The 25,867-nt window shown below is 65.2% G+C and carries 22 protein-coding genes; 15 read left to right on the top strand and 7 right to left on the bottom strand.

All coding sequences use genetic code 11. The annotated features are described in order from the left end of the window. The first annotated feature begins 5 nt into the window (after positions 1-5). The 6 genes from LK434_RS04585 (at position 6) to LK434_RS04560 (ending at position 6,711) form a co-directional block, all read left to right on the top strand. Positions 6-1,952, top strand: a complete 1,947-nt coding sequence (locus LK434_RS04585; RefSeq protein ID WP_006720450.1) for a BglG family transcription antiterminator — start codon at positions 6-8, stop codon at positions 1,950-1,952. Positions 1,953-2,003: 51 nt separating this feature from the next. Then, complete coding sequence (locus tag LK434_RS04580) at positions 2,004-2,339, top strand: PTS lactose/cellobiose transporter subunit IIA (RefSeq protein ID WP_040360557.1); 336 nt, start codon at positions 2,004-2,006, stop codon at positions 2,337-2,339. Between the two features lie 71 nt (positions 2,340-2,410). Next, positions 2,411-2,707 carry a PTS sugar transporter subunit IIB gene (locus tag LK434_RS04575; protein ID WP_006720452.1) on the top strand — a complete coding sequence of 99 codons (297 nt, stop codon included), beginning with the start codon at positions 2,411-2,413 and terminating at the stop codon, positions 2,705-2,707. 34 nt (positions 2,708-2,741) lie between these two features. Beyond that, on the top strand, positions 2,742-4,046 hold the full coding sequence (locus LK434_RS04570) for a PTS sugar transporter subunit IIC (protein ID WP_006720453.1): 1,305 nt from the start codon (positions 2,742-2,744) through the stop codon (positions 4,044-4,046). Positions 4,047-4,151: 105 nt separating this feature from the next. Further along, a complete protein-coding gene (locus LK434_RS04565) occupies positions 4,152-5,612 on the top strand; it encodes a glycoside hydrolase family 1 protein (protein WP_006720454.1) in 1,461 nt (486 codons plus the stop codon). Beyond that, complete coding sequence (locus tag LK434_RS04560; RefSeq protein WP_006720455.1) at positions 5,605-6,711, top strand: DUF871 domain-containing protein; 1,107 nt, start codon at positions 5,605-5,607, stop codon at positions 6,709-6,711. The genes LK434_RS04565 and LK434_RS04560 overlap by 8 nt, the downstream gene beginning before the upstream one ends. Before the next feature lie 64 nt (positions 6,712-6,775). On the opposite strand, the gene LK434_RS04555 is transcribed toward LK434_RS04560, so the two are convergent. The 3 genes from LK434_RS04555 to LK434_RS04545 are packed head-to-tail and all read right to left on the bottom strand — an operon-like array spanning position 6,776 to position 9,457. Further along, complete coding sequence (locus LK434_RS04555; RefSeq protein WP_227917867.1) at positions 6,776-7,588, bottom strand: TatD family hydrolase; 813 nt, start codon at positions 7,586-7,588, stop codon at positions 6,776-6,778. A 43-nt stretch (positions 7,589-7,631) separates the two neighbouring features. Next, positions 7,632-8,504 (bottom strand): tRNA threonylcarbamoyladenosine dehydratase, encoded by an 873-nt coding sequence (locus LK434_RS04550; RefSeq protein ID WP_006720458.1) that lies wholly within the window; start codon positions 8,502-8,504, stop codon positions 7,632-7,634. After that, complete coding sequence (locus LK434_RS04545; protein WP_006720459.1) at positions 8,501-9,457, bottom strand: AraC family transcriptional regulator; 957 nt, start codon at positions 9,455-9,457, stop codon at positions 8,501-8,503. Before LK434_RS04545 ends, LK434_RS04550 begins: the two co-directional genes overlap by 4 nt. Before the next feature lie 478 nt (positions 9,458-9,935). Between LK434_RS04545 and LK434_RS04540 the strand changes: the two genes are divergently transcribed. The 5 genes from LK434_RS04540 to LK434_RS04520 all read left to right on the top strand — a co-directional run bounded on the left by LK434_RS04540 (position 9,936) and on the right by LK434_RS04520 (position 14,951). After that, on the top strand, positions 9,936-11,228 hold the full coding sequence (locus LK434_RS04540) for a PTS sugar transporter subunit IIC (RefSeq protein ID WP_006720461.1): 1,293 nt from the start codon (positions 9,936-9,938) through the stop codon (positions 11,226-11,228). A gap of 4 nt (positions 11,229-11,232) precedes the next feature. Then, the gene (locus LK434_RS04535) at positions 11,233-12,006 is read left to right on the top strand and encodes an HAD-IIB family hydrolase (RefSeq protein ID WP_006720462.1); all 774 of its coding nucleotides are present in this window, start codon (positions 11,233-11,235) and stop codon (positions 12,004-12,006) included. 69 nt (positions 12,007-12,075) lie between these two features. After that, a complete protein-coding gene (locus LK434_RS04530) occupies positions 12,076-13,578 on the top strand; it encodes a DUF4127 family protein (protein ID WP_040360558.1) in 1,503 nt (500 codons plus the stop codon). Next, positions 13,575-14,240 (top strand): SGNH/GDSL hydrolase family protein, encoded by a 666-nt coding sequence (locus LK434_RS04525; RefSeq protein ID WP_006720464.1) that lies wholly within the window; start codon positions 13,575-13,577, stop codon positions 14,238-14,240. The genes LK434_RS04530 and LK434_RS04525 overlap by 4 nt, the downstream gene beginning before the upstream one ends. A 24-nt stretch (positions 14,241-14,264) precedes the next feature. After that, complete coding sequence (locus LK434_RS04520) at positions 14,265-14,951, top strand: N-acetylmannosamine-6-phosphate 2-epimerase (protein ID WP_006720465.1); 687 nt, start codon at positions 14,265-14,267, stop codon at positions 14,949-14,951. Between the two features lie 81 nt (positions 14,952-15,032). On the opposite strand, the gene LK434_RS04515 is transcribed toward LK434_RS04520, so the two are convergent. Next, on the bottom strand, positions 15,033-15,635 hold the full coding sequence (locus LK434_RS04515) for an IS3 family transposase (RefSeq protein WP_006720466.1): 603 nt from the start codon (positions 15,633-15,635) through the stop codon (positions 15,033-15,035). Positions 15,636-16,021: 386 nt separating this feature from the next. On the opposite strand from LK434_RS04515, the gene istA reads away from it, so the two are divergent. Both istA and istB read left to right on the top strand, forming a co-directional pair. Then, positions 16,022-17,254 carry an IS21 family transposase gene (gene istA / locus LK434_RS04510; RefSeq protein ID WP_227917745.1) on the top strand — a complete coding sequence of 411 codons (1,233 nt, stop codon included), beginning with the start codon at positions 16,022-16,024 and terminating at the stop codon, positions 17,252-17,254. Beyond that, on the top strand, positions 17,251-18,030 hold the full coding sequence (istB, locus tag LK434_RS04505; RefSeq protein ID WP_006722192.1) for an IS21-like element helper ATPase IstB: 780 nt from the start codon (positions 17,251-17,253) through the stop codon (positions 18,028-18,030). The genes istA and istB overlap by 4 nt, the downstream gene beginning before the upstream one ends. Before the next feature lie 111 nt (positions 18,031-18,141). Here the strand turns inward: istB and LK434_RS04500 are convergent, their stop codons facing one another. Both LK434_RS04500 and LK434_RS04495 read right to left on the bottom strand, forming a co-directional pair. Then, entirely contained in the window at positions 18,142-18,621 is a 480-nt protein-coding gene (locus tag LK434_RS04500; protein WP_006720468.1) for a helix-turn-helix domain-containing protein, read from the bottom strand. 87 nt (positions 18,622-18,708) lie between these two features. Next, the gene (locus LK434_RS04495; RefSeq protein WP_227917866.1) at positions 18,709-20,217 is read right to left on the bottom strand and encodes a lipopolysaccharide biosynthesis protein; all 1,509 of its coding nucleotides are present in this window, start codon (positions 20,215-20,217) and stop codon (positions 18,709-18,711) included. A gap of 289 nt (positions 20,218-20,506) precedes the next feature. On the opposite strand from LK434_RS04495, the gene LK434_RS04490 reads away from it, so the two are divergent. Further along, positions 20,507-22,078, top strand: a complete 1,572-nt coding sequence (locus tag LK434_RS04490; protein WP_006720471.1) for an L-lactate permease — start codon at positions 20,507-20,509, stop codon at positions 22,076-22,078. 96 nt (positions 22,079-22,174) lie between these two features. On the opposite strand, the gene pckA is transcribed toward LK434_RS04490, so the two are convergent. After that, a complete protein-coding gene (gene pckA, locus LK434_RS04485) occupies positions 22,175-23,776 on the bottom strand; it encodes a phosphoenolpyruvate carboxykinase (ATP) (protein ID WP_006720472.1) in 1,602 nt (533 codons plus the stop codon). A 420-nt stretch (positions 23,777-24,196) separates the two neighbouring features. On the opposite strand from pckA, the gene LK434_RS04480 reads away from it, so the two are divergent. Beyond that, positions 24,197-25,528 carry an amidohydrolase family protein gene (locus tag LK434_RS04480; RefSeq protein WP_040360561.1) on the top strand — a complete coding sequence of 444 codons (1,332 nt, stop codon included), beginning with the start codon at positions 24,197-24,199 and terminating at the stop codon, positions 25,526-25,528. The last annotated feature ends 339 nt before the right edge of the window (positions 25,529-25,867 follow it).

Here is a 25,867-nt window from a genome sequence, read left to right as displayed (position 1 = left end):
AGCCGATGGACGTGCAGCTGGCGCGATTTGCGCTCCACATCATGGAGCACGAGGGCATCAAGCCCGCTGAGCTTGCCGAGGCGTTCGGCGTGAGCGTTCGTACCGTGCGCAACCATGTGCAGGCGGTCAATCGCAGCCTTGAGGGCGTCGCGTCTATCGACCTTGCGCGCGGGCGGGGCTATACCGTTTCCGTCGCCGACGAGCAGACGCTTGATGCGATATTCGAGCAGGCGCGCAAGCAGCGGCGTGCGTCGTTGCCCCAGACGGCCGAGGCCCGCGTCTCCTATCTCCTCAACGATTTGCTCTCGCGCAGTGATTACATCGCCATCGACACACTGGCGAGCGTCCTTTATGTATCCCGGACGAGCATATCGAACGATTTGAAACAGGTCGAGGAGCGCTTGGCGCAGTTTGGCCTCGCCATCGACAGGCGCAGCCATCATGGCATCAAGGTCATCGGATCCGAGATGGCCAAGCGTCTGTGCCTCGCGAGCCTCGCCATGGAGGGCTCGGATGAGCTGAAGGGCGCGGCGCGCCTCTCGGTCGACGCCGAGGCGTATCGTGCGCTGTTCGACGTGGTTTCCGATTGCGTCGACGACGTGACGACCGAGGAACGCTTCGCCATCAACTCGGTCGCCTACCGCAATCTCATCACGCATATCGTCATCGCATTGTTGCGGATACGCGAAGGTTGCTATGTGCCCATGGAGGGCGAGCAGCTCACCGAGATTCGGAAGTCCCCGAGTTTCCCGATTGCCCGGCGCATCTCCGATTCCATCGGCGCACGCACCGGCGTCGTTTTGCCCGACGAGGAGGTCGCCTATATCGCCATCCATCTGACGGGCAAGCGCCTGCTCGGGGATTTCGATGCCGGGGATGATCAGGAGGCGGGGCTTGTCATCTCGGATGAGGTGTGGGATGCCGTGACGGGCATGCTCGACGCGGTGTGGCGCACGTTCCGATTCGACTTGAGGCACGATTTGGAGCTGCGCATGAATCTCGCGCGCCATCTCGTGCCGCTCGAGGTGCGCTTGCATCACCATCTGCATCTCGATAATCCCATCTTGGGGGACATCAAGTCGCGTTTTCCGCTTGCCTATTCCATGGCCGTCGAGGCGGGCTCCTCGTTGGCGGCGCATTATGAAGCCGAGCTTTCCGAGGAAGAGATTGGCTACATCGCTCTCTCCTTCGCCTTGGCGCTCGAGCGCCAAAAGACCGATGCCCCCAAGAAACGCATTCTGGTGGTCTGTGCCTCGGGCGCGGGCAGCGCCCGGCTGCTGGAGCACCGCTATCGTCAGGAGTTCGGTTCGTACGTCGAGCATATCGAGACATGCGATGCCGCCCACGTGCGCTTCGTCGACTTCTCGCGCATCGACTATGTGTTCACGACGGTTCCGCTTGCCGAGGAGGTGCCGGTCCCGGTACGCCAAGTGGGCTATTTTCTGGACGCGGCAGAGGTGAGCGACGTGCGTGAAATCCTGCTTTCCGATTCGCGGCGGTCGGATGCCCGCCCGCTGTTCTGCGAGGAGCTTTTTCTGCCGCATGCGTCGTGCTCGACGCCCGAGGAGGCAATCGAGCTGCTGGTCGGCGAGGCCTCGCGTGTCTACGACCTTTCGCCCGATTTCCTCGATTTGGTGTATCGCCGCGAGCAGGCGGCTCCGACGGCATTCGGCAACCGGGTCGCCATGCCGCACCCGCTCGAAGCGGCGAGCACGCAGAGCTTCGTGGCCCTCGCCCTCATCGACGAACCCATCATCTGGGGAGGTCGCGAGGTGCAGGCGGTGTTCCTCGTCTCAATCGCCCGCGATGCGACCGACGTCTCCGAGGGCTTCTTCTCGGCGATGTCTGAGCTGGTTTTGAGCGAGGCGTTCATCGACCGCCTGCTTTCCGAGCGCTCTTGGCAGACGCTCATCGAGTTGGTCGATCCCATCGAGTCGTGCTCCGCACGATAGCCCATACGTTTTCCATTGAGATATTTGCAAACCGAGAGGGAGGTGAAAACCATGGCAGAGGAGGAACAGAGCACCGAGATGATCTCCTTCGGCATCATCGCTTCGGCGGGTCAGGCGCGCAGCCTCGCCTTCGAGGCGCTGAAGAAGGCCAAGGAGCATGATTTCGAGGCGGCGAAGGCCCTGCTCGAGCAGAGCAAGGAGGCCGCGCTCGAGGCCCATCACGTGCAGACCCAGCTTCTTTCCAAGGAGGCTTTGGGCGACCATACCGTCGTCGACGTGATGCTCGTGCACGCCCAGGACCATCTCATGACCTCGATGCTCGCGCAGGAGCTGGTCGAGGAGATCGTGAATGTGTATCGCGAGCTCGACGCGACGCGCGCCGAGTAATGCGGGCGGGATGGCGCGCTCAAGGCCGCCGTCTTTGTTGATACGACCGTTATGCAAGGAGAATCGCAACAATGAAGGTATTGCTGGTTTGCGCCATGGGGATGTCCACGAGCATTCTCATGAAGAAGCTTGAGAAGTATGCCGCTGAGCAGGGGATCGATTTCAGCATCGCCGCCCAGAGCGTCAACACGTACAAGACGGTCTGCCATGAGTATGACTGCATCCTCATGGGTCCGCAGATTTCCTATCAGAAGGACAACATCGCCGCCGAGTCCGGCATGCCGGTCGCCGTCATTCCGCCGACCGATTACGGCACGGGCAACTGCGCCAATATCATGAAGCTCGTCGAGTCTCTCGTCCAGGGCTAGATACCCGTCTCGATCGAAGAGAAACGGAACACCAATGTCCAAACTTGACAACCTGTATCAATCCCCAGTGATGATGAAGCTGCAGGAATGGGGCGGCAAGCTCCAGGCCAATAAGGCCCTGTCCGCCATCAGCGGTGGCATGATGGCGGCCATGGCGGTCATCCTCGCCGGCGCCATCTTCACCGTCGTCGCCACGCTGCTGGATATCGTAGGCGTGCTCGAGACGACCGACGCCGCCTATATGTGGCTCACCACGCCCTATAACATGACCATGGGCATCCTGGGCGTCGTCGTGGCCTTCGCCGTGGGCTACATCTACTCCAAGAACTTGGAGATGGAGGGCGCGCTGGCGAACGGCATCGTCACCATGATTCTCTTCCTGCTCGTGTGTGCTCCCGTTCAGAGTGTCACCCTGCAGGACGGCTCGACCATGAGCGTGCTCGCCACCACCTACCTTGGCGGCACCGGTCTCTTCACCGCGCTCATCATCCCGCTGGTTTCGGTCAAGATCATCGATTTCTGCCAGAAGCATCACGTGAGCCTCAAGATGCCCGACGCGGTTCCGCAGTTCCTTTCGGACGCTTTCGCGACCCTCGTGCCGCTCGTCATCTGCATCCTGCTCTGGCATGGTCTCAACACACTTGCCCAGATGACCATCGGCGTCGTGCTCCCGGGCGCCATCGCCGGTATCCTGTCCATCCCGCTGACGCCCCTCATGTCGGTGCCCGGCATGTTCGTACTCGCGTTTGTGTGCCAGCTGCTCTGGAGTCTCGGCATCCACGGCGCGATGGTGCTCTCTCCGGTCATCATGGCCCCCATGATCCAGTTCTACACCCAGAACGCCGAGCTCGTCGCCTCCGGCCAGGCTGCCATGTTCGCTCCGATCGCCCTGTATGGCGTCATGTCTTGCTGCGGTGGTAGCGGCAACGTGCTGCCGCTCGCCGTGCTTTGCATGCGTTCCAAGTCCGAGCAGCTTCGCGCTGTGGGCAAGGCCGGTATCGTTCCTGCGGTGTTCAACATCTCCGAGCCCATGGCGTTCGGTACCCCCATCATCTATAACCCCATCATGGCCATCCCGTTTATCCTGAACCCCATGATCATCATGTTCTTTGCCTATATCGGCTACTCGCTCGATTTCTTCCAGCCCGGCCACCTGCTCATCATGACGCAGCTGCCGATCATCATGCAGAGCTTCATGCCCTCCCTTGCGTGGCAGAACCTCTTCATTGCCCCTATGGCCTTCGTCATCGCCTTCTTGGTCTACCTGCCGTTCGTGAAGGTGTATGACCATCAGCTGTGCGAGAAGGAGGCTGCCGAGAAGGCCGCTTCCGAAGCGTAGGGACCATCTTGGCGCATGTGCGCATGTGCCCCGCTCTCTGCGGGTGACTTGTGATTGGGGCGCGGCTCTTCGAGCCTCGCCCCTCGTTGTATTTGGAGGTGTTCCATGGGTAGATTTCCCGATGGATTCTTGTGGGGCGGCGCCATCTCGGCCAATCAGATCGAGGGCGCATGGGATGTGGACGGCAAGGGCGTCTCGGTGCCTGACGTGTGTACGGCCGGATCGCATAAAGTCGACAAGCGCATCACGCCGACCCTTGAGCCGGACACGTTCTATCCGAGCCACGAGGCGTGCGATTTCTACCATCGCTATCGCGAGGACATCGCGATGCTCGCGGAGATGGGCTTCAAGGCGTTGCGGCTCTCGATTGCGTGGACGCGCGTCTTCCCTACGGGGGAGGAGGCGGAGCCCAACGAGCTCGGTCTGGCGTTCTATGACCGCGTGTTCGACTGCTGCCGCGAGCACGGCATCGAGTCCATCGTGACGCTCAGCCATTATGAGATGCCCTATGCGCTGGCGAGCAAGTACAACGGCTGGGCCGGCCGTGAGCTCATCGCGTGCTTCGAGCGCTTTTGCGCCTGCGTGTTCGAGCGCTATCGGGGCAAGGTGCGCTACTGGCTCACGCTGAACGAAATGAATACGGGCATCGGTCGCGGCGGGGCCGTGCTCAACTTGAGCACCGTCCGCGGGTACGAGGGGCCCATCAACGGCCTGCCCGATAACCCCGCCGAGCGCTTCCAAGCGCTGCACCATATGCTCGTCGCTGCCGCGCGCGTGACGGCTCTGGCCCACGAGCGCTATCCCGAGTACCGCATCGGCTGCATGTCCTCGTTTGCGCTCATGTACCCTTATACCTGCGATCCCGATGACGCGGTGCTCGTGCAGCAGCGCATGCACGTGGCCAATTGGTTCTGCTCCGATGTTCAGGTGCGAGGATACTATCCCAGCTACATGAGGCGCCACTTTGCCGAGAAGGGCATCGAGGTCGCGATGGAGCCGGACGACGCCGAGACGCTCGCGCGCGGCACGGTCGACTTCGTCACGTTCAGCTACTACATGTCGGTCTGCCTCTCCGCGCATCCCGAGAAGCTCGAGACGACGGGCGGCAACTTCGCCTTCGGCGCAAAGAATCCCTACCTCAAGACGAGCGACTGGGGTTGGCAGGTCGATCCGGTGGGCCTGCGCTGGTCGCTGAATGCCATCTGGGATCGCTATCAGAAGCCCGTCATGCTCGTGGAGAACGGCTTGGGTGCCTACGATACGGTCGAGGAGGACGGTTCCATCCACGACCCGTACCGCATCGAGTATTTGCGCCAGCACATCGAGCAGATGGCCGAGGCGGTGGCCGACGGCGTCGACCTCATGGGTTACACCTCGTGGGGCCCCATCGACTTGGTGAGCGCCTCGACCGGCGAGTTCGCGAAGCGCTACGGTTTCATCTACGTCGATCGCCACGATGACGGAACGGGCACCTTCGAGCGCAGCCGCAAGGACTCGTTCTATTGGTACCAGCGCGTGATCGAGACGAACGGCGAGGATCTCGGCGGGGAGGTCTCCCATGCGTGAGGTGCGGTTGGGCATTTCCCTCTACCCGGAATTCGCCTCTGCCGAGGCGTGCCGAGAATACCTGCGCCTCGCCGCCCGTCACGGCTATCGCGTGCTGTTCGTGGCACTGCTCGGCGTCCGCGATGAACGCGATGAAGTCACGGCACGTTATCGGGCTTTGACCGACGAGGCGCATGCGCTCGGCTTCGAGGTGTTCTGCGACGTGAACCCTTCGGTGCTTGCGCGCTTCGGCGTGAATGCGAGCGTTTTGCGCGGCAAGCTCGATCTGGGATTTCTCCAGGAGATAGGCTGCGATGTCATGCGTCTCGATCTCGGTCTCTCCGAGATGGAGGAGGCGTTTCTCACGCGCAACGAGGCGGGCATCGGGGTGTGCCTCAACGCCTCGGCAAACGCGTGCGACCACATCGGGGCGCTGCTCGCGAGCGGTGGGGAGCCGGCGCGCATCGTAGGCTGCCATAACTACTATCCGCATCGCTACACGGGTCTGACGCTCGAGTATTTTCTGACCTGCTCGCGTCGGTGGAAGGAGCGCGGGCTTCCACTCCAGGCATTCGTGTCATCGCAGGAGCCGGAGGCCTTCGGTCCGTGGCCGGCATGCGACGGTTTGCCTACGCTTGAGATGCATCGCGATCTGCCCGCCGCCGTGCAGGCCCGTCACCTCGTGCAACTCGGCTGCGTGGATGACATCATCGTGGGCAACTGCTTTGCGAGCGAGCGCGAGCTTGCGGCAATCGCTGCGGGCGTCGCAGCCCCGATGGCGTTCACCTTGCATTGCGCTCCCGGTTTGCCGAAGGAGCTTGAGCGGCGCCTGCGCCTCGGCCTGTCGTGTCGTCCCGAGCAAAACGGCTATCTCGTGCGTACCGTCGAGAGCCGGATGGTGAAAGGGGAGGTCGCTCCCTTCAACACGGTCGATATCCGGCGGGGCGATGTGCTCGTGGACAACGACGGTTACGGCCAGTATGCCGGCGAGGTTCAGATTGCGCTCGCGGCCATGGAAAACAGCGGGCGGACGAATGTGGTGGGGTATATCGATGGCGCGGAGCTCATGCTGCTCGACGGCCTGCGTGCGGGCACGCGCTTCACGTTCAATGTGGTCTAACCGTCCGGACTGCGGCGGGGCGGTTCATCGAGTTGCGCGATGCGCCGCCCCGCGCATCTGCTGATTACAATCGCAAGAGACGCACGCTCGTCTCCGCAAGAGCGGGGGCGAGCGTTTGCGTAGAGGTGCCGCGGATCTCGGCGAGCAGGGAGAGCGTGTGGGCGAGCGAGGCTTCCAGCTCTGCGGCGGAGCAGGGGGCATCGAGCCGTGCGGGCGTATCCGTCTCCAAGAGCAGTGCGTCTTCCGGCAGTTGGCGCGCGTAGGCGCGCCCGCGCCTGGTCGCGAGCATGCACTCGTTGACCGAGACGAGGCGCCCGAGCGCGCGCAGGCGGTTCAAGTCCTCGCCGCTGCCCGAAAACCAGTGGAAGATGCAGGTCGCGTATGCGGGGAGACCGTGGCGCTCGAGGATGTCGAGCGCTTCTGTGGCGGCGTGCGCGGCATGGATGGACACGACGCGGCCCGCGCGCGGCTGCGCGGCGCAGGCGGCCACGATGCGGTCGAAGGCGCAGGGCTGCGCCGCGCGCGTCGATGCATGGGCGCGCGAGAAGTCGAGCCCGACTTCGCCCACGAATTCGTGGGCGGCGGCTTGGGCGGCCGCCCGCGCAGCCGTCTTCTCGCCGGCAGGGCCCGCCTCGATGCGCCAGGGATGGAGCCCGGAAGCGACACACACGTTGGGTGCCGCGGCGAAGCGCTCGCACGCTGCCGGGTACTCGGACGGTGCGAGCGTGGCGTCGAGCAGGGCGATACCGCGTTGTCGTACGGCGGCCGCGACTTCGGGGCCGTTCGCCATGTGGCTCAGGTGGCAGTGCATGTCGACGAGGCGATAGCCCCCCGCCGGGGGCGCATCTTCGCCGGAAGGATTTGCGTTCCCGCGCACCTCGGACGGAGCGTCCGCCCGCCCGCCTCGCGCGCAGCGGCCCTCACGCCTTGCCGCCCTTGCGTCCGGCCAGCTTGCCCTTTTGTGCGGCGTCGTGCATGGCGAGCGCCGCGTTGGTGTCGTCGTCCGCGCCGACGCCCGAGAGCTGCCGCAGGACTTCTCCCGCGAGCATCTGCCCCATAATGGGGGGCATCCAGCTCGCGGTGCCCAGATCGGTGCGCTCGCTGCGCGCCGCGCCGGGTGCGGCCGAGATGCGCACGGGTTCCTCGCAGGAGTACAGGACACGCAGATGGCGGATGCCGCGACGACGGCACTCCTTGCGCATGATGCGCGCGAGCGGGCAGTTCACCGTCTTGTGCACGTCGGCGAAACGTAGGCACTCGGGATGGAGTTTCTTCGCCCCGCCCATGGAGCTGATGAGGGGAAGGCCGCGCTGCTGGGTGAGCGCGGCGATGGCGAGCTTCGTGGAGATGGTGTCGATGGCGTCGATGACGTAGTCGAGGCGTCCGCCCGTCGCGGCGAGACAGGTGTCGATGAGCTCTTCGAGGTTCTCGGCGAGCACGAAGGCGTCGCGCGCGATGACGCGGCAGGCGGGGTTGATGTCGCGCACCATCGCGGCCATGATGTCGACCTTGCGTGCGCCCACGGTGCTCTCGAAGGCGATGGCCTGGCGATTGATGTTCGAGGGCGCGACGACGTCCTTGTCCACGATGACGAGCGTGCCTACGCCGCCGCGCGCAAGCGCCTCGACGCAGCTCGACCCGACGCCGCCGCAGCCGAGCACCATGACGACCGACCCCTCGACGCGGGAGAGCCCTTCCGCTCCCAAGATGATGCACAGCCGGTCCTTGGCGGTCTCCGGCTTGGGGCCATCGGGGGTGTCTGCGGAATGGGAGCTTGCGGCGGGGTTCGTCACGAGGTCTCGCTTTCTTGGGTCGTATCGTTTGGCTCCATTATAGGGGCGGACGTCTCGGACGTGCCGCCCGAGACGTCCGCCCCGCGCTTGAAGGCGCTCGGAGACACGCCCAGCTCCTTCTTGAACGCCTTGCTGAACGACTGTATCGATTCGTAGCCCAGCATGCAGGCGATTTCCGAGATGGACCACGTTCCGTCGGCAATCAGCTCGCGCGCCTTCTTCATCTTCACTTGGATGATGTAGTGCTTGAGGGTGGTGCCGGTGCGCTTTTTGAAGACATGCGACACGTAGTCGTAGTTGAAGTGCATCTGCGCGGCGAGCGTTTTGATGTCCGGGATGGAGAAGACGTGGTCCTCGATGTACTTGATGAGCGTGTAGACGGTCGTGCCGACGGAGGTCGCCTTGACGGCGGTCATCTCCCCTTCGTGCCGGTAGTTCCCAAACGTGCGGAACGAGAGGATGATGATGGTCTCCAGGCTGTTGATGAGGTATTCGAACGAGTAGGGGAGGTTCTTGTTGAACTCCTCGATCATGGAGGACATGATGCCTCCGATGCCGTAGAGGTCGGTTCGGCACACGTTCTCGCGCAGGCTTCCCAGATACATCTGGAATACCGTCATGTACTCGAAGCCGGTGTCGTGTGCGAGGTCGAAACCGAGATAGAGGAAGCGAAACTGGTTGTCGAGCGCCGACACCACGTGGCGGCCGCGTTTTGGGGACAGCACGATGTCGCCCGCTTTCACGGGGATGACGCTTCCATCGATGGAGAACGTCCCGGTGCCCGAGAGGATGACGCTCAGCTCGTAGCACCACTGCTCGTGGTCGTCGTCGAATCCCTGTTCGTAGCGCACCTCGCCGAGCTGGTAGAGCAGGACGTTCTTGTAGCGCATGGGCTCGTTGTGGTCGGATTCGATATTGACTTGGAATATCTTGCCGGTGGTCGTCGCGTCCACGGTTCCTCGCCTGTACGGTTATTGTCAAAAATTTCTTCCATTGTGACGCTGTGTTTGATAGATGGATGACAATTCGCCCAAAGGATGCAAATATTCGGCGAACGGTTGGAGGCCATCTTCGTGAAGACGGTTCAAAAAGCGCAGGTATAGCACGATAAAAGTGCATAATCGCACTCAGAGTTCGCACATGGCTTTGCATATCGCTTTTCTATTTGATAGCTATCTTGTCAACAGATTTCTGTGCAATTCCGAACAAATATCACGAACTCGCGAAATTTGAACGACTGACAAAGCGAATTTGGACAAGTAGCGCGTATCGACGTTCCATACAATGCAGGGTATGCGAGGCGAATCTCGAGCGCGCAGAGGTTCGCACAGGACGCCGGTGAGATGGGGCAAGGCTTTGACCTGCAGGTTAATCCCCAAATATCCGGCAATGCACGTCGAAACCGTACATGATTGGGAGGGCGAGACGTAGATGAAAACAGGACTCTTAGACAAGATTTCGGAAAAGATCATGCCGCTTGCGGGAAAGATTGGCAGCAACCGGTGGCTCTGCGCCATCCGCGACGGCTATATCGCCGTCATGCCGCTCGTCATCACGGCGTCGCTGTTCACGCTCATCAACAGTGTCATCTTGGGACCGAGCGGCTTGACGAACATGCTGTTCGGCAACCCCTTCACCGAGGCCCAGCAGCTCGGCGCCTTCATTTCCTCGGCCTCGATGTCGGTGCTCGGCCTGCTTCTGGCGTTCACGACGTCCAAGGCGCTCACGAAGCACTACGGTCTCGATACGAGCATCGGCGCCACCACCGCGGTGGTGTGCTTTTTGTGCCTGACGCCGTTCGGCACGGACGAGAACATCGGTGAGTTCGTCTCCACCGGCTATCTATCCTCCACGGGCATGTTCACGGCGTTCATCTCCGCCATCCTCGCGGTCGAGCTCTATCGGTTCCTCGCGGGCTTCGACGCGCTCATCATCAAGATGCCGCCCGAGGTTCCCGGCGGCATCGCCCGCTCCATCAACTCCATCATCCCGGTGACGCTGACCGTGATCATCTTCGGCCTCGTGCGCGTGTTGAGCGGACTTGCGGGCATGCCCGTCAACGACCTCATCACCTCTTGGGTGCAGACGCCGCTGCTCGGCCTTGTGAACTCGCCGGTCGGCCTCGTGGTCATCTACATCGTCTACATGCTGCTCTGGGGCTTCGGCATCCACTCCGCGAGCATCATGAACCCCATCCTCGAGCCGCTGTTCCTCATCACGCTCACCGCTAACGCCGAGGCCGTCGCCTCCGGCGGAGCGATGGCGGGCATCATGACCAAGCCGTTCCTCGATTCGTTCATGTTCATGGGCGGCGCGGCCAACATGCTCGCGCTCGTCATCGCCATCCTGCTGGTCTCGCGTCGCGCCGATTACCGCACGGTCGCCAAGGTCGGTCTGGTTCCCGCCCTGTTCAACATCTCCGAGCCCATCATGTTCGGCCTGCCGGTCGTCATGAACCCGGTGCTCATCATCCCCATGATTATCACGACGCTCGTCGGCATGGGCATCGGCGCGCTGGCGACCACGCTCGGCATCGCCGGGTACACCTACGTCATGACGCCTTGGGTGACCCCGCCGGTTCTCGGCGCCTTCCTCTCGACGGGCGGCAGCATCGGCGCGGCCCTCACGGCGGTCGTCATCCTCGTGGTGTGCGTGCTCATCTACATGCCCTTCGTGAAGGCCATGGACCGCGAGGTCGAGGCGGCCTCGACCGAGGAGGCGTAACGCCGTGGCCTCTCTCGACCCCCGCGACATCGTCGTCGCCTTCGATATGGACGGCACGCTGCTCGACGCCGACAACAACGTGATCGGCGGCCAGGAGACGGTGGATGCCTTGGGACGCCTGCAGGAACGTGGCTGCACGATGGCCATCGGCACCGGGCGCCTCGATCACGACATCATCTGCGCCGGCGAGCGTTTCGGCCTGCATTTCGCGAATCGCATCTCGCAGCACGGCGCCGTGCGCGTGAGCGGCGGGCGCATCGAGGCCGAGCTTCTCGACCCGGCCAGCGCGCTCGCCATCTTCGAGCGCATCGAGCACGCCCCCGTGCGCATCGAGATCAACACGGTCTCCAACCGGTATTGGACCTCGGAGCGCGACCCGAGCTTCCCCAAGGAGCTGTACGACTCGCATATCATCAAGAGCGATATGCGCGAGCTCATCCGCTGCCAGCCGGTCGTGCTGTTTTTGGTGGTGGGCGATGCGGCCGACCTCGAGCCGATTGCCCGCATGGTCAACGAGACCTATCGCGACGTGCAGGCGGTGATGTCGTCGGCGACCTCGCTCGAGCTGATGCCGCGCGGCGTGTCGAAGGGCGCGGCGCTCGCGAAGATGTATGCTGGCAAGCGCATCTTCGCCATCGGCGACGCGCCGAACGATTTCGAGATGTTCGGCAAGGCGGAGCGTTCCTACTTGGTCTCCGATGTCGCGTGTCCGGTCGATGTGGTGCGCGAGCCGTCGATTTTGGAGGCGCTGCGGGATATCGAGCGATACCTCGCCTGACGCCTCGCCGACAGATTGTTCGGAAGGGGCCGTGCTCGCGGCCCCTTCCTGTCTAGATGGGAGTTTGAAGTGAAAGGAAAGCTGCTGCCGCTCGACGAGCGACCGTGCAACCGCGTCTTTCCGCAGATGATCGCGCGGACGAACGAGGAGTTGGAACTCGAGGTCCCCGCGCTCGAGGTGCTGGGGAGCAAGCGGATTCCGGCTGACGCCGCCCGGATTGAGCGTTTTCTGCTCGACGGCATCGAGCACCTCGATTTCGCCGTCGTGTCGCTCGACATGCTGCTGTACGGAGGGCTGATTCCCTCGCGCCTCCATCATCTCGAGCGCGAGGAGGCCGTCCGGCGCTTCGGGGTCCTGCGCCAGATGCGCCGCGCCAACCCCGGCCTCAAGATATACGCGTTCCAGTGCATCATGCGCGCCCCCTCCTACGATTCGTCCGAGGAGGAGCCGGAATATTACGCCGACTGGGGCTACCGCCTGTTCCGCCGCAAGTACCTCATGGACCTGCGCGAGCGCGAGGGGCTTTCGCCCGAGGAGGACGCGGAGCTCGCGGCCATCGAGATTCCCGACGAGGTGGTCCTCGACTATGAGAGCCGCCGCGCCTTCAACGAGGACATGAATGTCGAGGCGCTCGGCCTGCTCGAGGACGGCACCATCGACTTCCTCGTCATCCCGCAGGACGATTCGGCTCCCTTCGGCTACACGGCGATCTCGCAGAAGCGCGTCATCGCCGAGCTCAAGCGCCGCGGGCTGGACATGCGGTGCATGATTTACCCCGGCGCCGACGAGGTCTCGATGTCGCTGCTCGCCCGCGCATGCAACGAGGCCGCCGGGCGCTCGCCGCGCGTGTGGCCGTTCTTCGCATCGGTCGCGGGGCCGCACATCGTTCCCCTGTACGAGGACCGGCCGATGATGGAGAGCTTGAAGTCCCACGTGCGGGTGACGGGCGCGCGCCTCGCCGACGCCCCGGCCGAGGCCGACGTGCTGCTCGCGATCAACTGCCCCGGCAAGGTGATGCAGGAAGCGTTCGTCCCCGAGCATGAGAAGGACCTCACCTACACGAGCTGGCGCCAGCTCTCCGATTTCACGCAGCGCATCGCCGAGTATCTGGCCGACGGCAGGCGCGTGGCCCTGTGCGACAGCGCCTTCGCCAACGGCGGCGACGCCCAGTGCGTCCGCTATCTCGATCGTCTGGGCGTGCTCGGCGGGCTTTGCGCCTACGCCGGGTGGAATACGAACTGCAACACGCTGGGCACCGTGCTCGCGCAGGCGCTCGTGGGGACGAACCAGGGCGAGATTGCCCGCAATACCTGCTACCGCATCATCGAAGACGTGTTCTATCAGGCGCTCGTGCGTCCGCGCGTGGTCGCCGAGGAGCTGCCCGCCCTCGGTTTGGGCTACTATGATTTCAAGGACCGGGAGGAGCAGGTCGCCGAGATTATCCGCACCGAGCTGCAGGAGCGTTTCGACGAACTCGACTTCGCCCGCGCGTGCCCGACCCGCATCGGGCGCGTCTACATGCCCTGGCACCGCATGTTCGAGATCGGCATGGAGATAGAGGGGGTCGCATGAGGGAGACGATGAGGTACAACCCGGGTTATTACCAGCTGCGCGAGGGGCAGCTGCGGCGCATCCTCGCCATCATGGAGCAGACGAAGGCGGCGCGTCCCGGCGGCGTGGTGTTCTTCGGCGACTCGCTGACCGAGTGCTATCCGATTGAGCGGTGCTTTCCCGAGATAGAGAACAAGTACAACTGCGGTATCGGCGGCGCGGTCGCCGAAGAGCTGCTGTGGGTTGTGGACGAGGCCGTCGTGAAGTACGACCCCGCGCTCGTGGTGCTCATGGTGGGCATCAACGATTTGGGGAACACGGTCATGAGCTCGCCGCGCGAGATAGCGCGCAACGTGAAGAACGTCATCGACCTGATCCGCGGAAACTGCCCGCAGACGAAGGTGCTGCTGTACTCGACGCTGCCGTGCATCGAGGCCCTGCGCAGCTATCATCAGGTTCCCGGCATCCGCAGCAACGATTTCTCCCACATGATCTTCTCCGAATATCAGGAGTTGATCTTGGATGGGCAGACCGAGCTTCTGGACGTGTTCCCCGCGTTCGTGGACGAGACGGGGGAGGCGCGCCGCGAGCTCTACGTGGATGGGCTGCATCTCAACGATGCGGGCTACGACCGTCTGACCGAGCTGCTCGCGCCCAAGATTGCCGAGATGCTCACCGCATAGCATCGGTTGATAGGAGGCACCGCTATGTCAATGAACCCGCTCATCGCCTCGCTTGAGGGCAAACTCATCGTGAGCGTGCAGGCCTACCCAGGCGAGCCCCTGCGCACGCCCGAGATCATGGCGGCCATGTCGCGCGCCTGCGAGCTGGGCGGCGCCGCCGCGATTCGCTGCCAGGGCTTGGCCGACATCGCCGCCATCAAGGGGCGCGTCGAGGTGCCGGTCATCGGCCTGTGGAAGGACGGGCACGAGGGGGTGTACATCACCCCGACGCTGCGCCACGCGCGCGCCTGTGTGAATGCCGGGGCCGACATCGTCGCGATAGACGCCACCGACCGCCCGCGCCCCGACGGCCGCTCGCTCGAGGACACCGTGGCGCCCCTCAAGGAGGAGGGCGTGCTCATCATGGCGGACTGCGCCACGATCGAGGACGTCCGCCGCGCGGCCGATTTGGGCTTCGACATGGTCTCGACCACGCTCTCGCACGGGACCGCCGCCATCGACTGCGGTATGGCCGACGGCCCGGACCTGCCGCTGCTCCGACAGGCGGTCGAGGAATTCCCCGGCGTGCCCGTGGTGTGCGAGGGTCGCGTGCACACGCCCGCCGAGGCGCGCGCCGCCATCGACGCCGGTGCGTGGGCGGTCGTGGTGGGGACGGCCATCACGCACCCCACGAGCCTCACGAGCTGGTTCAAGGCCGAGCTGGAGCGGTAGACGACAATCGCGTTCTTTTCGGAGGGGCGTCCCGGTCTGAACCTGAACTGCGTCCCAAAACTTGGACGACGCAAATATAGACTACGCCGCGATGGGCTGGCCCCGGAACTCCTCCGGGGTCAGCCCATTCAGCTTGACCTGGCGCCTCCTCGTGTTCCAGTGGGTCACGTAGGCGTCGAGGTCGGCCCTGAACGACTCGAAGTCGGGCCACTCCCGGCCCCGGAAGAACTCGTCCTTCATGTGGCCGAACACCTGCTCGGTCGCCCCGTTGTCCAGGCAGTTACCCTTCCTCGACATGCTCTGGGTGATCTCCGCCGCCCTCAGCCTCTCCGTCCAGCGGGGGTGCTGGTACTGCCAGCCCATGTCGCTGTGCAGGATGGGCCTGGCGCCCTCCGGCATCCGCTCCAGCAGCCGGTCGAGCAGGAGCTCCTGCTGCTCCATGTCGGGCCTGGTCGACGCCGCCCACGCGACGATCTCCTTGCTCCCGAAGTCGTAGACGGGCGCGAAGTAGGCCTTGCCCCACGGCTGCTTGAACTCGGTGACGTCGGTCCCCATCTTCTGCCACGGCGCGGCGGCCGAGAAGTCGCGCCCGACGACGTTCTCGAAGGTCTTTCCGACGACGCCCCTGTAGGAGCTGTAGCGGTGGTAGTCGGTCTCGCGCCGTATCCCGCAGCTGATGCCCATCTCGCGCAATCATCTTGAGGACCGTCTTGTCGGCTATGCGCGCGCCCAGCTCGGCGCGCAGGCACATCGCTATCTGGCGGTGCCCGCATCCGTTGGGGGTGCGGGAGAATATCTCCGCGGCGGCCTCCCAAAGCTCGGGCCTCGTGGGCGCCTTCGGGTGCGACAGCGCATAATAGTAGCTCGACCTGGCCAGGCCCGCGCATTCCAGCAGGTCGGAAAGGAGGTGGCGCCCTGAAAGCTGATACTGCCAATATAAAAATCCCCATTCACACCAAGCGGGAATCCCGGTCGCACCAATTCGCAACGGCCGTTCGCGCCAATCGGCTTTACCCAACCAGACCAACGAAGTACCCTCCGCTCGAGCGCCGCTCGAAAGGAGGACCTTGATGGAGAGGAACGTGATGGGAGAGCTGAATATGTACAGGCAGGCCGGCGCCAAGCCGAACTTCAGCGAGGTCGCGCGGAGGCACGGGATGGACCGGAAGACCGTGGCGAAGTACTGGCGCCTCGGGGAGGCGCCCGCCGACAGGCCGCCGCGGCCGAGCGGGTTCGACGCGGTGAGGGAGGTGATCGAGGAGAAGGCGGGGCTGCCGGGCGTCACCAAGAGGGCCGTGCACGAGTACCTGCTCCACCGCCACGCAGGCGCGGGGCTGCCCGGCTACAACGCCTTCACCGCGTACTGCCGCAGCCGCGGCATCGAGTTCGGCGCCGCCCGCGACTCCGAGGCGCACCCGCGCTTCGAGACCCCGCCGGGCCGCCAGCTGCAATTCGACTGGAAGGAGGACGTCAGGATGGTCGACGCGAACGGCGAGGTCTTCGAGTTCAACGTGTTCACGGCGACGCTCGGGTACTCGAGGCTGCACAAGTTCACCTACTCCCCGACCAGGACGACCGACGACCTGCTGGCGTGCCTGCTCGGCGCGTTCAGGTTCATGGGCGGCGTCCCGCAGGAGTGCCTCACCGACAACATGGCGGCGGTCGTGAGCGCATCGTCGGGCCGAAGGGAGAAGAACGGGCGGGTGTCCCGCTTCGCCAGGGAGGCGGGATTCGAGCTGCAGCTCTGCAGGACCCGCACGCCGCAGACGAAGGGCAAGGACGAGTCGGCCAACAGGTTCCTGTCGCGCCTTCTGGCCTACGACGGCGACTTCGTCGGGCTGGAGGGCCTGCTCGAGGCGATAGCGCGGATCGAGTCGAGGAGCAACTCCGAGCCCAACGAGACGACCGGCCTGCCCCCGGCGGCGCTGTTCCTGCGGGAAAAGGAGCACCTGCGGCCGATCGGCAACGTCGCGCTGCTCGAGTCGATGGTCGGCGACGTCACCGAGCAGGTCGTGCCCCCGACGATGCTGGTCAGGGCGGCGGGCAGGCAGTGGTCGGTGCCCCGCGGGTGCATAGGCAGGAAGGCCAGGGTGGTGTCGATGCCGGGCGGGCAGATACGGGTCACCGTGGCGGGTGGGCTCGTCGCCGTGCACGATGCCTCGCGGGGCTCCGCGCGCATCAATTATACCGAGGACCACTACGTCGAGGCCATGGCCGGGAAGGCGTGGGCGGCCGACGCCGACATCCGCGAGCAGGCCCGGGCCAACCTCGAGCTGCTCGAGGGGATCGGGGGCGGGCTGTGACGGCGGCGGTGGGCGAGGCCAGCCCCTACATCCGGGCGCAGGCGAACCTGTGCACGCTCGGGCTCCACGAGATGGCATCCATGCTGCCTGACTACATGAGGATGGTGGCGGAGGGGGACGCCGACCTCGCCCGCGCGGTCGCGGAGATGACCCAGGTCGAGGTGGAGGCGAGGACCGAGAGGATCACGAGGCTGAGGATACGCTCCTCCGGCCTCCCGTGCGTGAAGACGCTGGCGGACTTCGATTGGACGTTCCAGCCGTCGGTCCCGCGCCCGCTTCTCGAGGAGCTCTCCACCCTCAGGTTCATGGAACGGGCGGAGAACGTCCTGCTGGTGGGGAGCCCGGGCGTCGGGAAGACCCACCTCGCGGTCGCCATCGGGGTCGAGGCCGTGAGGGCGGGTCGCGAGGTCAAGTTCATCGACTGCGCGAGGCTCGTCGACGACCTGAGGGACGCCCAGGCGAGGGGCATCCTGAAGAAGAGGCTCAAGTACTATGCGCACTCCAAGCTCCTCATCATAGACGAGCTCGGCTACCTGGACATCGACGAAGGGGGCGCCGACCTGCTGTTCCAGCTGGTCGGCACGCGCTACGAGCAGCGCTCGACGATAATCACCACGAACGTCGGCATCGGCGGGTGGGCGAAGGTCTTCGGGGACGAGGTCGCCGCCAGCGCGATAGCGGACAGGATATGCCACCACTGCCACATCGTTAGGATAACCGGGCGCTCCTACAGGCTCAAGGACGTCCCGGTGGAGAGGAAGGAGGAGCAGAAGTAGCCGAAACCGGGTAGGGTCGGCTGGCGCCGCTGGCCAACGGGCGTTGGCGCGATCGGGTAAGTTTCGTTGGTGTAGATGGGTAATTTCTCATTGACAGTATCAAAAGCTCGCTCACGGCCGCGGCCTTCTCGCGGTTCGAGAGCGCTTCTCCGCCTTCAGGGTTATCGATTTTTTTAGGTAGGCGTTCTCCGCCTCGAGCCTCCGGATGCGACGCTCGAGCTCCTGCTCGCGCGTGGGCTCCGCGGGCGCCGGCACGGCGCCCCTCGGCCTTCTCTTGGGCTTCGGCCTGAGCGCCTCCGGGCCGCCCTCGCGGTACGCCTTCAGCCACTTCTTGAACGGGGTGGTCGATGCTATCCCGAACTTCGCCATGGCCTCGGGCCTGGTCATCCCCTCGTCCGCGACCGCCCTGACGGCGGCCAGCTTCGTCTCGAACGAGTACGCTGTCCTCTTCGTGCCCATCATAGCCAGAACCTCGATGCCCGCAGACCTATAGGTGTCCAGCCATTTTCTCACGGTTTCCTCGGGAACGCCGAGCAGGGACGCGACCGAGCGCCGGCCCCATCCCTCGTCGCGCAGCTCGACGGCGCGCATCCTCGTCCCGACGTCGTAAAGAGCGTTTCCTGCCAGAATAAGCCTCCCATTTCTCGCGTCCAGGAAATGGGAGGCAGTTCACGCGTCCTACGAGCGGAACGGCGAGCGGTTCTTTTGCGAGAGGTTCTGCCGAATACGGTAGTACTCGATACCCAGCAGCACCAGCAGCAAGAGCATCGAGGCGAGGTACCCAACGACGGCCCCCGTGAGGCCGAGCAGCCAGATGAGCGCGGTGGGCACCACGAGCGCGAAGGCGAACGTGACGAGGTAGGGCTTGGTGGCCGAGTCCTGGTGGCGCAGCACGGTGATGATGGCGTAGAGAAAGTCGATCGCCGCGCTCACGCCGCCCGCGGCGATCATGAGGTAGGCGAGCGCGCGGAACTTCTCGAAATCGATGCCGTACATAAAGCCCATGACGGGAATGCCGATCCAGCCCATGAACACCAGCGTGCCCACCGTCAGCACGCAGATGACCCCGACCATGGCGAGCACGATGAGGTCGAAGCGCTTGCGGCGGCGCGGGTTGGCCCAGATGTTCGCCAGGCGCAGCAGCTGCGGCTTGTACATGAAGCCCGCCGCCAGCAGGATGCCCTGCGCGGGGAAGAACAGCGCGTTGAAGTAGAGCTGGTTGTCGTAGGGGAGCATGCCCTCCATGGCGAACTTGGGCAGGCTCTCGATGAGGTTGAACAGGAAGAGCGCCGAGAACAGCGGGAGGCAGTGGCGGAACAGCTCGCCGACCTCCTGCGTCTTCCACGGGCGGGACGCCTCGGTCTCGAGGAGGGCGAGGGGGACGGACACGAGCGCGAGCGTGGCGACGGCGGCTATGGCCATGCCCACCGCGGCGATGGCGGTGCTTCGGGTGAGGAAGAGCAGGATGGCGAAGGCCGCGATCGCCGCGACGGACCGAAGCGCCTGGCTGATGCCCGCCAAGTAGAGCTTGTCGGCCTGCTGCAGGCGCCCCTCGTACACGTCGGCGAGGCCGTCGACGATCTTGTAGACGTAGACGCCCATGGAGAGCATGAGCATGGCGGGGCCGTAGTCGCGGATGGTGCAGTACAGAAGGCCCACGAGGAGGGCCAGGCCCGAGGTGACCCAGCGGTGCACCTGGTAGGAGGCGAAGGAGCTGGTCTGGTCGATGTCGGACACCTGGAAGTTGCGCACGCCGAAGTTGGACAGGAACATGAGCAGGGTGCCCGCGGCGAACGCCATGGAAAAGCGGCCCGCCTGCTCGGGGTCGGCGAGCTGGGTGGCCACGACGGTGAGTGCGGGGAAGACCATGCCCCACGCGCCCACGCCGACGGTGTTCCAAAGGTAGTCCCGCCGCGTCTCGCCGCTCTCGTATTCCGCCTCCTGGGCGGCGAGGCCGCCGTCGTACACCGAGTCGATGAGGCGCGTCCACCAGGCGTTCGCCATGCGGGCGAGTGGGCCGGGCTCGCGCATGCCGGGCGCGGAGGGGGCGCCGCCCGCCGGGGTGCCGCCTGCCGGGGCGGAGGACGGGCGGCCGGGGCCGAACAGCGTCACGCTGTGGCGGGCATCGTGGCGGGCGTGGAGATCGCGGACCTTGCGGCGGAGGTTGTCGAGCGGATGGATGGGCACGGGACGTTCCAATCGATCGGGATGGACGCAAGTATAGTCCCTTTGCGCGCGGGTGGTCGGCGATGGGGCGAGTGGCGATGGGACGGGCGGCCCGCGCATGGTGGCGTGGCGCCCCCGGCGCCCTGCGATGGGAGGCCGCCTGCCTGTGCCATCTGCTTCCAACGGGTCTCGCAAGCGGGCGGCGTGCCTGCGCCCGCGTCGGCGAGTGGTACCATGTTCCGGCGCGCGGCCCCTCGTGCGCCGCGCCGCATGATCGGATACAGCACATCGGATGTCGTTAGGAGCCGTTTTGTCCATCGCTGAACTCGCCGTTCCCTTTGCCTTGGCCCTGTTGCCAATAATCTGGCTGATCGTCGCGCTCGTCGCGCTGCACCTTCCCGCCTGGAAGGCCGCCCTGGGGTCGTTCGCCATCTCCTGCGTGCTCGCACTCACCTGGTGGGGCATGCCCGTGGTCGAGGTCGCCTCGGCGAGCCTCGAGGGCTTCCTCATGGCCCTGTGGCCCATCGTGCTCGTGATCATCGCCGCGGTCTTCACCTACAACCTGTGCGTGCGCACGGGCGCCATGGACGTCATCGGCTCCATGATCACCTCGCTCTCCTGCGACCGCCGCGTGCTCGCCCTGCTGGTGGCCTGGTGCTTCGGCGGCTTCATGGAGGGCATGAGCGGCTTTGGCACGGCCGTCGCCATCCCCGCCGGCATGCTCGCCGCGCTCGGGTTCCCGCCGCTGCAGGCGGTCCTCATCTGCCTGGTGGCCAACGGCGTGCCCACGTGCTTTGGCTCGGTGGGCGTGCCCACGGTGTCGCTCGCCGGCCTCACGGGGCTCGACCCCATCCGCCTGGCGTTCACCGAGATGCTGCAGCTTGCGCCCTTCTTCGTGATCGTCCCCTTCATCATCGTGGTGCTCGCCGCCCAGACGGGCGAGGAGGGCGCGCCCAAGCCCGGTATCGCCTCCGCCCTGCGCGGCGTGTGGCATATCGCCTTGGCGTCCGGCGTCGCGTACGCGCTGCCGTCCGTGGCCGTCGCCGCGTTTGTGGGCCCCGAGCTCGCGGTCGTGGTGGGCTCGCTGTGCTCGCTGGTCGCCACGGCGCTTTTGGCCCGACGCCCCGCCGCCGTCGAGGATGCCTACCGCATGGAGGTCGATGCGGGCGAGGCCGTGACCGTCGCGGGCGCGCTGCGCGCTTGGTCGTGCTTCATCTTCATCTTCGTGCTGCTCATGGGCACGTCGAACCTGCTGCCGGCCGTCCACGACGCCCTGGCGCCGCTGGCGAGCTCCGTGACGATCTTTACCGGCGAGGACCCCTCGACGGTCACCTTTACCTGGGCGAACACGCCGGGCGTGTGGATCTTCATCGCGGCCTTCGCCGGCGGCCTCATCCAGGGCGCGAGCCTGCGCCAGATGGGCGAGGTGCTCGTCGCCACCGTGCGGCAGATGCTGCCCACCGCCGCCACGATGCTCGCCGTGCTGGGGTGCGCCAAGGTGATGGGCTACGCCGGCATGATCGGCGCCATCTCCTCGTTCTGCATCGCCGTGACCGGGGCGTGTTTTCCGCTCATGGCGCCGGTCATCGGCGCGGTGGGCGCGTTCGTGACCGGTTCCGGCACGAGCTCGGGCCTGCTGTTCGGCTCGGTGCAGCAGCAGGCCGCCGAGGCGCTCGGCATGGACCCGTACTGGATGGTGGCCCTCAACTCGCTGGGCGTGGGTGCGGGCAAGATGATCTCGCCCCAGACGCTCGCCATCGGCATGGCCTCGGTCAAGGTCGTCGGCATCGAGGGCAAGCTGCTCGCGCGCGTGCTGCCCATCGCCCTCGCGTTCATGGTGCTCATGGCGGTGCTGGGCATGGCCGGCGCGGTGCTGCTGTAGCGCTGGTCTGACAGCGGTTGAGCCGAATCCATAGAGAAGGAGCCTCGTGCAGATGGGTTGCACGAGGCTCCTTTGCGTTGGTGTGCTGTGGGGGAATTAGGCGCGCGGGCCGGCGTTCTTCACGTTCTCGGGCAGGTGCGCGTACTTCTTCTCGAAGTTCTCCTGGAACATGCCGGCGAGCTTCTTGGCGGTGGCGTCGTACTCGTCCTTGCTGGACCAGCACTTCCACGGGACCATCACGTCGTCCGGCACGCCGGGGCAGCTGGTGGGGATGTCAAGGTTGAATACGTCGTCGTGGATGAACTCGGCGTTCTCGAGCGAGCCGTCGAGCGCGGCGTTGACGTTGATGCGGTTGTACACGAGCGGGATGCGGTGACCAACGCCGTAGGAGCCCTCGACCCAACCGGTGTTCACCAGGTACACGCGGGTCTTGCCCTCGGCGATGCGCTCGCCCAGCATGTCGGCGTAGACCATGGGGTCGAGCGGCATGAAGGGCTCACCGAACAGCGCGGAGAACGTGGGCACGGGCTCCTTGATGCCGAGCTCGGTGCCGGCGACCTTGGAGGTGAAGCCGCTCACGAAGTGGTACATGGCGGCGTCGGCGGACAGGCGGGAGATGGGGGGCAGCACGCCAAAGGCGTCGCAGGCCAGGAAGATCACCACGCTGGGCTCGCCGCCCACGCCCTCAAGGCAGCTGTTGGGGATGTGCTCGACCGGGTAGCCCACGCGCGTGTTCTGCGTGAGGGACACGTCGTCGTAGTCGGGCTGGCGCTTGTCGTCGAGGATGACGTTTTCGCACAGGGCGCCGAACTTGACGGCACGGAAGATCTCGGGTTCACGCTCCTCGGTGAGGCCGTCGCACTTGGCGTAGCAACCGCCCTCGATGTTGAAGATGCCCTCGCCCATGGCCCAGCCGTGCTCGTCGTCACCGATGAGCAGTCGCTTGGGATCGGCGGACAGGGTGGTCTTGCCGGTGCCGGACAGGCCGAAGAAGACGGCGGTGTCGTGGGTCTTTGGATCCATGGAGGCGGAGCAGTGCATGGGGAGGACCTTGTCCTCGACGGGCAGCAGGTAGTTCATGACGGAGAAGACGGACTTCTTGATCTCGCCGGAGTACTCGGTGCCGGCCACGATGACGGTGCGCTCGGAGAAGTTGACGAGCACCGCGGCCTCGGAGTTCAGGCCCTCGATGGACGCGTCGCACTTGTAGCCGGGCGCGGTGAGGATGGTGAAGTCGGGCTCGCCGTAGGCAGCGCGCTCCTCATCGGTGGGGCGGACGAGCAGCTGGGTGATGAACAGGGCCTGGCTGGCGCGCTCGCAGGTGACCATGAACTTGCGGGCGTGGCCGCGGTCGGCGCCGGCGAGGCCGCGGACCACGTAGATGTCGCGCTCGGAGAGATAGGCGGCGACGCCGTCGCGCACCTTCTCGTAGCTCTCCTGGGAGATGGGGACGTTCACGTTGCCCCAGGCGATCTTGTCGTGCACGTCGGGGGTGTCCACCACAAAGCGGTCCTTGGGGCTGCGCCCGGTGTACTTGCCGGTCTCGACCACGAGCGAGCCGTTGGAGGCGAGCTTGCCCTCCTTGCGGGCGAGCGCGCACTCGACGAGCTCGGCGGGCACCATGTCCACGTGGATGGAGCCCTCTGCCGCATGGACGCCGTGGTCGGCCAGGACCTGGGTGACGGAAGTGGTTGACATGTCGATCCTCCTTGGGATGAGCTGGTTGCGGTTAATCGGTGCACGGGCTCGTATGCCGCTCTGGTTCTGCCTCGGGCGGGCGCAAGCCGTCGCCTGAGTTGCACGATTGCGGGATATGCCCACCGAAAAACGTTTTACCGTTCCAATGGCCCTATTGATACCCCAGCGCCCGCGCGCTTCGCCCAAAGAGTCGGCAAGGGTTCGGCGTGATTCGGCGAGCGGTAGGTTTTCGAGGTTGCGAGGGCGCGGTGTGGGCTCGAGCCGTCGCTGCGGCCCGACTTCGCCTCGCCCCGGCTCGTCCGAATTGCCCTTTGCTGTGGCCACCGGGGCAAATCGACTTCTCCACAAACGCTTTAAAGGAGTAAAGTGGTTTGAGCTATGCGCGGGGCGCGGGCACACCAAGGACCTAAGGAGGGCACGATGACGCCAAACGAGTCGATCGCCTTTACCCATGCAACGATTCTCGACGGCACCGCCAGCATGGAGCCGCAGCAGGACATGACGGTCGTGGTCGACCGCGGCGTGATCGCGCGGGTCGGCAAGGCGTCACGGGTCGATGTTCCGGCCGGGGCGCGCGTGGTCGACCTGGGCGGCGCGTACCTGCTGCCGGGGCTCATCAACATGCATGTGCATTTTTGCGGGTCGGGTCGGCCCACGAGCGCGGGCGACGCCGGTGCGCTCATGAAGAAGCTCGACAATCCGCTGGGGCGCGCCGTGGTGCGCAAGCTGCTACGTAAGAGCGCTCAGCAGCAGCTGGCGAGCGGTGTGACCACGGTGCGCGGTGCCGGGGACCCCCTGTATGGCGACATCGCCGTGCGCGACGGGTTCGATGCGGGCAAGTACGTGGGCCCGCGCATGATCACGCCGGGAACGGGCATTACGGTCGAGGGAGGGCACGGCGCGGGGCTCTTCGCCCAGATTGCCGAGAGTCCCGAGCGCGCCGCGGAGCTCGTGCGCGAGATCGCCGCGCACGGCGCCGACGTGATCAAGCTGTTCGTGACGGGCGGCGTGTTCGACGCCACCAAGATGGGCGAGCCCGGCGTGCTGCGCATGTCTCCTCAAATCGCAGCCGCCGCCTGCTCCGCCGCACACAAGCTCGGCCTTCCCGTGATGGCTCACGTGGAGAGCACCGAGGGCGTACGCGTGGCGCTCGAGGCCGGCGTGGACACCATCGAGCACGGCGCCCCCATGACCCCGCAGATCGTCGAGCTGTACCGCGGTGCGGCGCACACGCAGCTCGCGGGCCGTAAACCGAGCCTCACGTGCACCATTTCGCCCGCCTTGCCCTTTGCCAAGCTCGACCCGGAAAAGACCCGCTCCACCGACGTCCAAAAGGCCAACGGCGACATCGTGTGCGAGGGCATCATCCAAAGCGCCCGCGAGGCCCTCGACGCCGGGATCGATGTGGGCCTTGGCACCGATTCGAGCTGCCCGTACGTGACGCAGTACGACATGTGGCGCGAGGTGGCGTACTTTGCCAAGTACGTCGGCGTGAGCAACGCCTTTGCGCTGCATACGGCGACCGCCGTGAACGCTCGTCTTCTCGGGCTGGGCGAAGAGACGGGCACCGTCGAGGAGGGGAAGTCGGCCGACCTCATCGTGGTCGAGCGCAACCCGCTCGATGACCTTTGTGCCCTGCGCGATGTGCGCCACGTGATGTGCCGTGGGGCGTACGTCGAGCGCCCCCGCGTCAAGCATATTCCCGAGCTGGACGCGGAGCTCGACTGGATCATGGAGCAACCGGTTCCGTAGGGTTGCCAAAGCCTTTACGGCATGCGGACGCATTGCCCCTGGTATGCGGGGTGCACGCCCTTGATGGACCTGGTCATACCCTCGATGGGCCCCGGTGCATTGCTTTCGACGGGCCTGATGCGTTGCCCCCCGACGGGCAGCGTACGTTGCGGACCTGGTGCATTGCCTCCGACGGGCCGCGTGCGTTGCCCCCGACGTGCCGCGTACGTTGATAGGCCGCGTGCGTTGCCCCGGATGCGCCGGATGCGTTATCCCCGATGTGCTGGGCTCGCTGCCCCTGGCATACCCGCCGCAGGCTCCGACATATCGGCCGCAGGCTCTGACATACCGGCTGCATTC

The sequence above is a fragment of the Collinsella stercoris DSM 13279 genome (assembly GCF_020735465.1).
GTDB classification, from domain to species: Bacteria; Actinomycetota; Coriobacteriia; order Coriobacteriales; family Coriobacteriaceae; genus Collinsella; species Collinsella stercoris.
The sequence above is the reverse complement of the archived record's forward strand: the minus strand, read 5'-3'. Positions and strand labels throughout refer to the sequence as shown.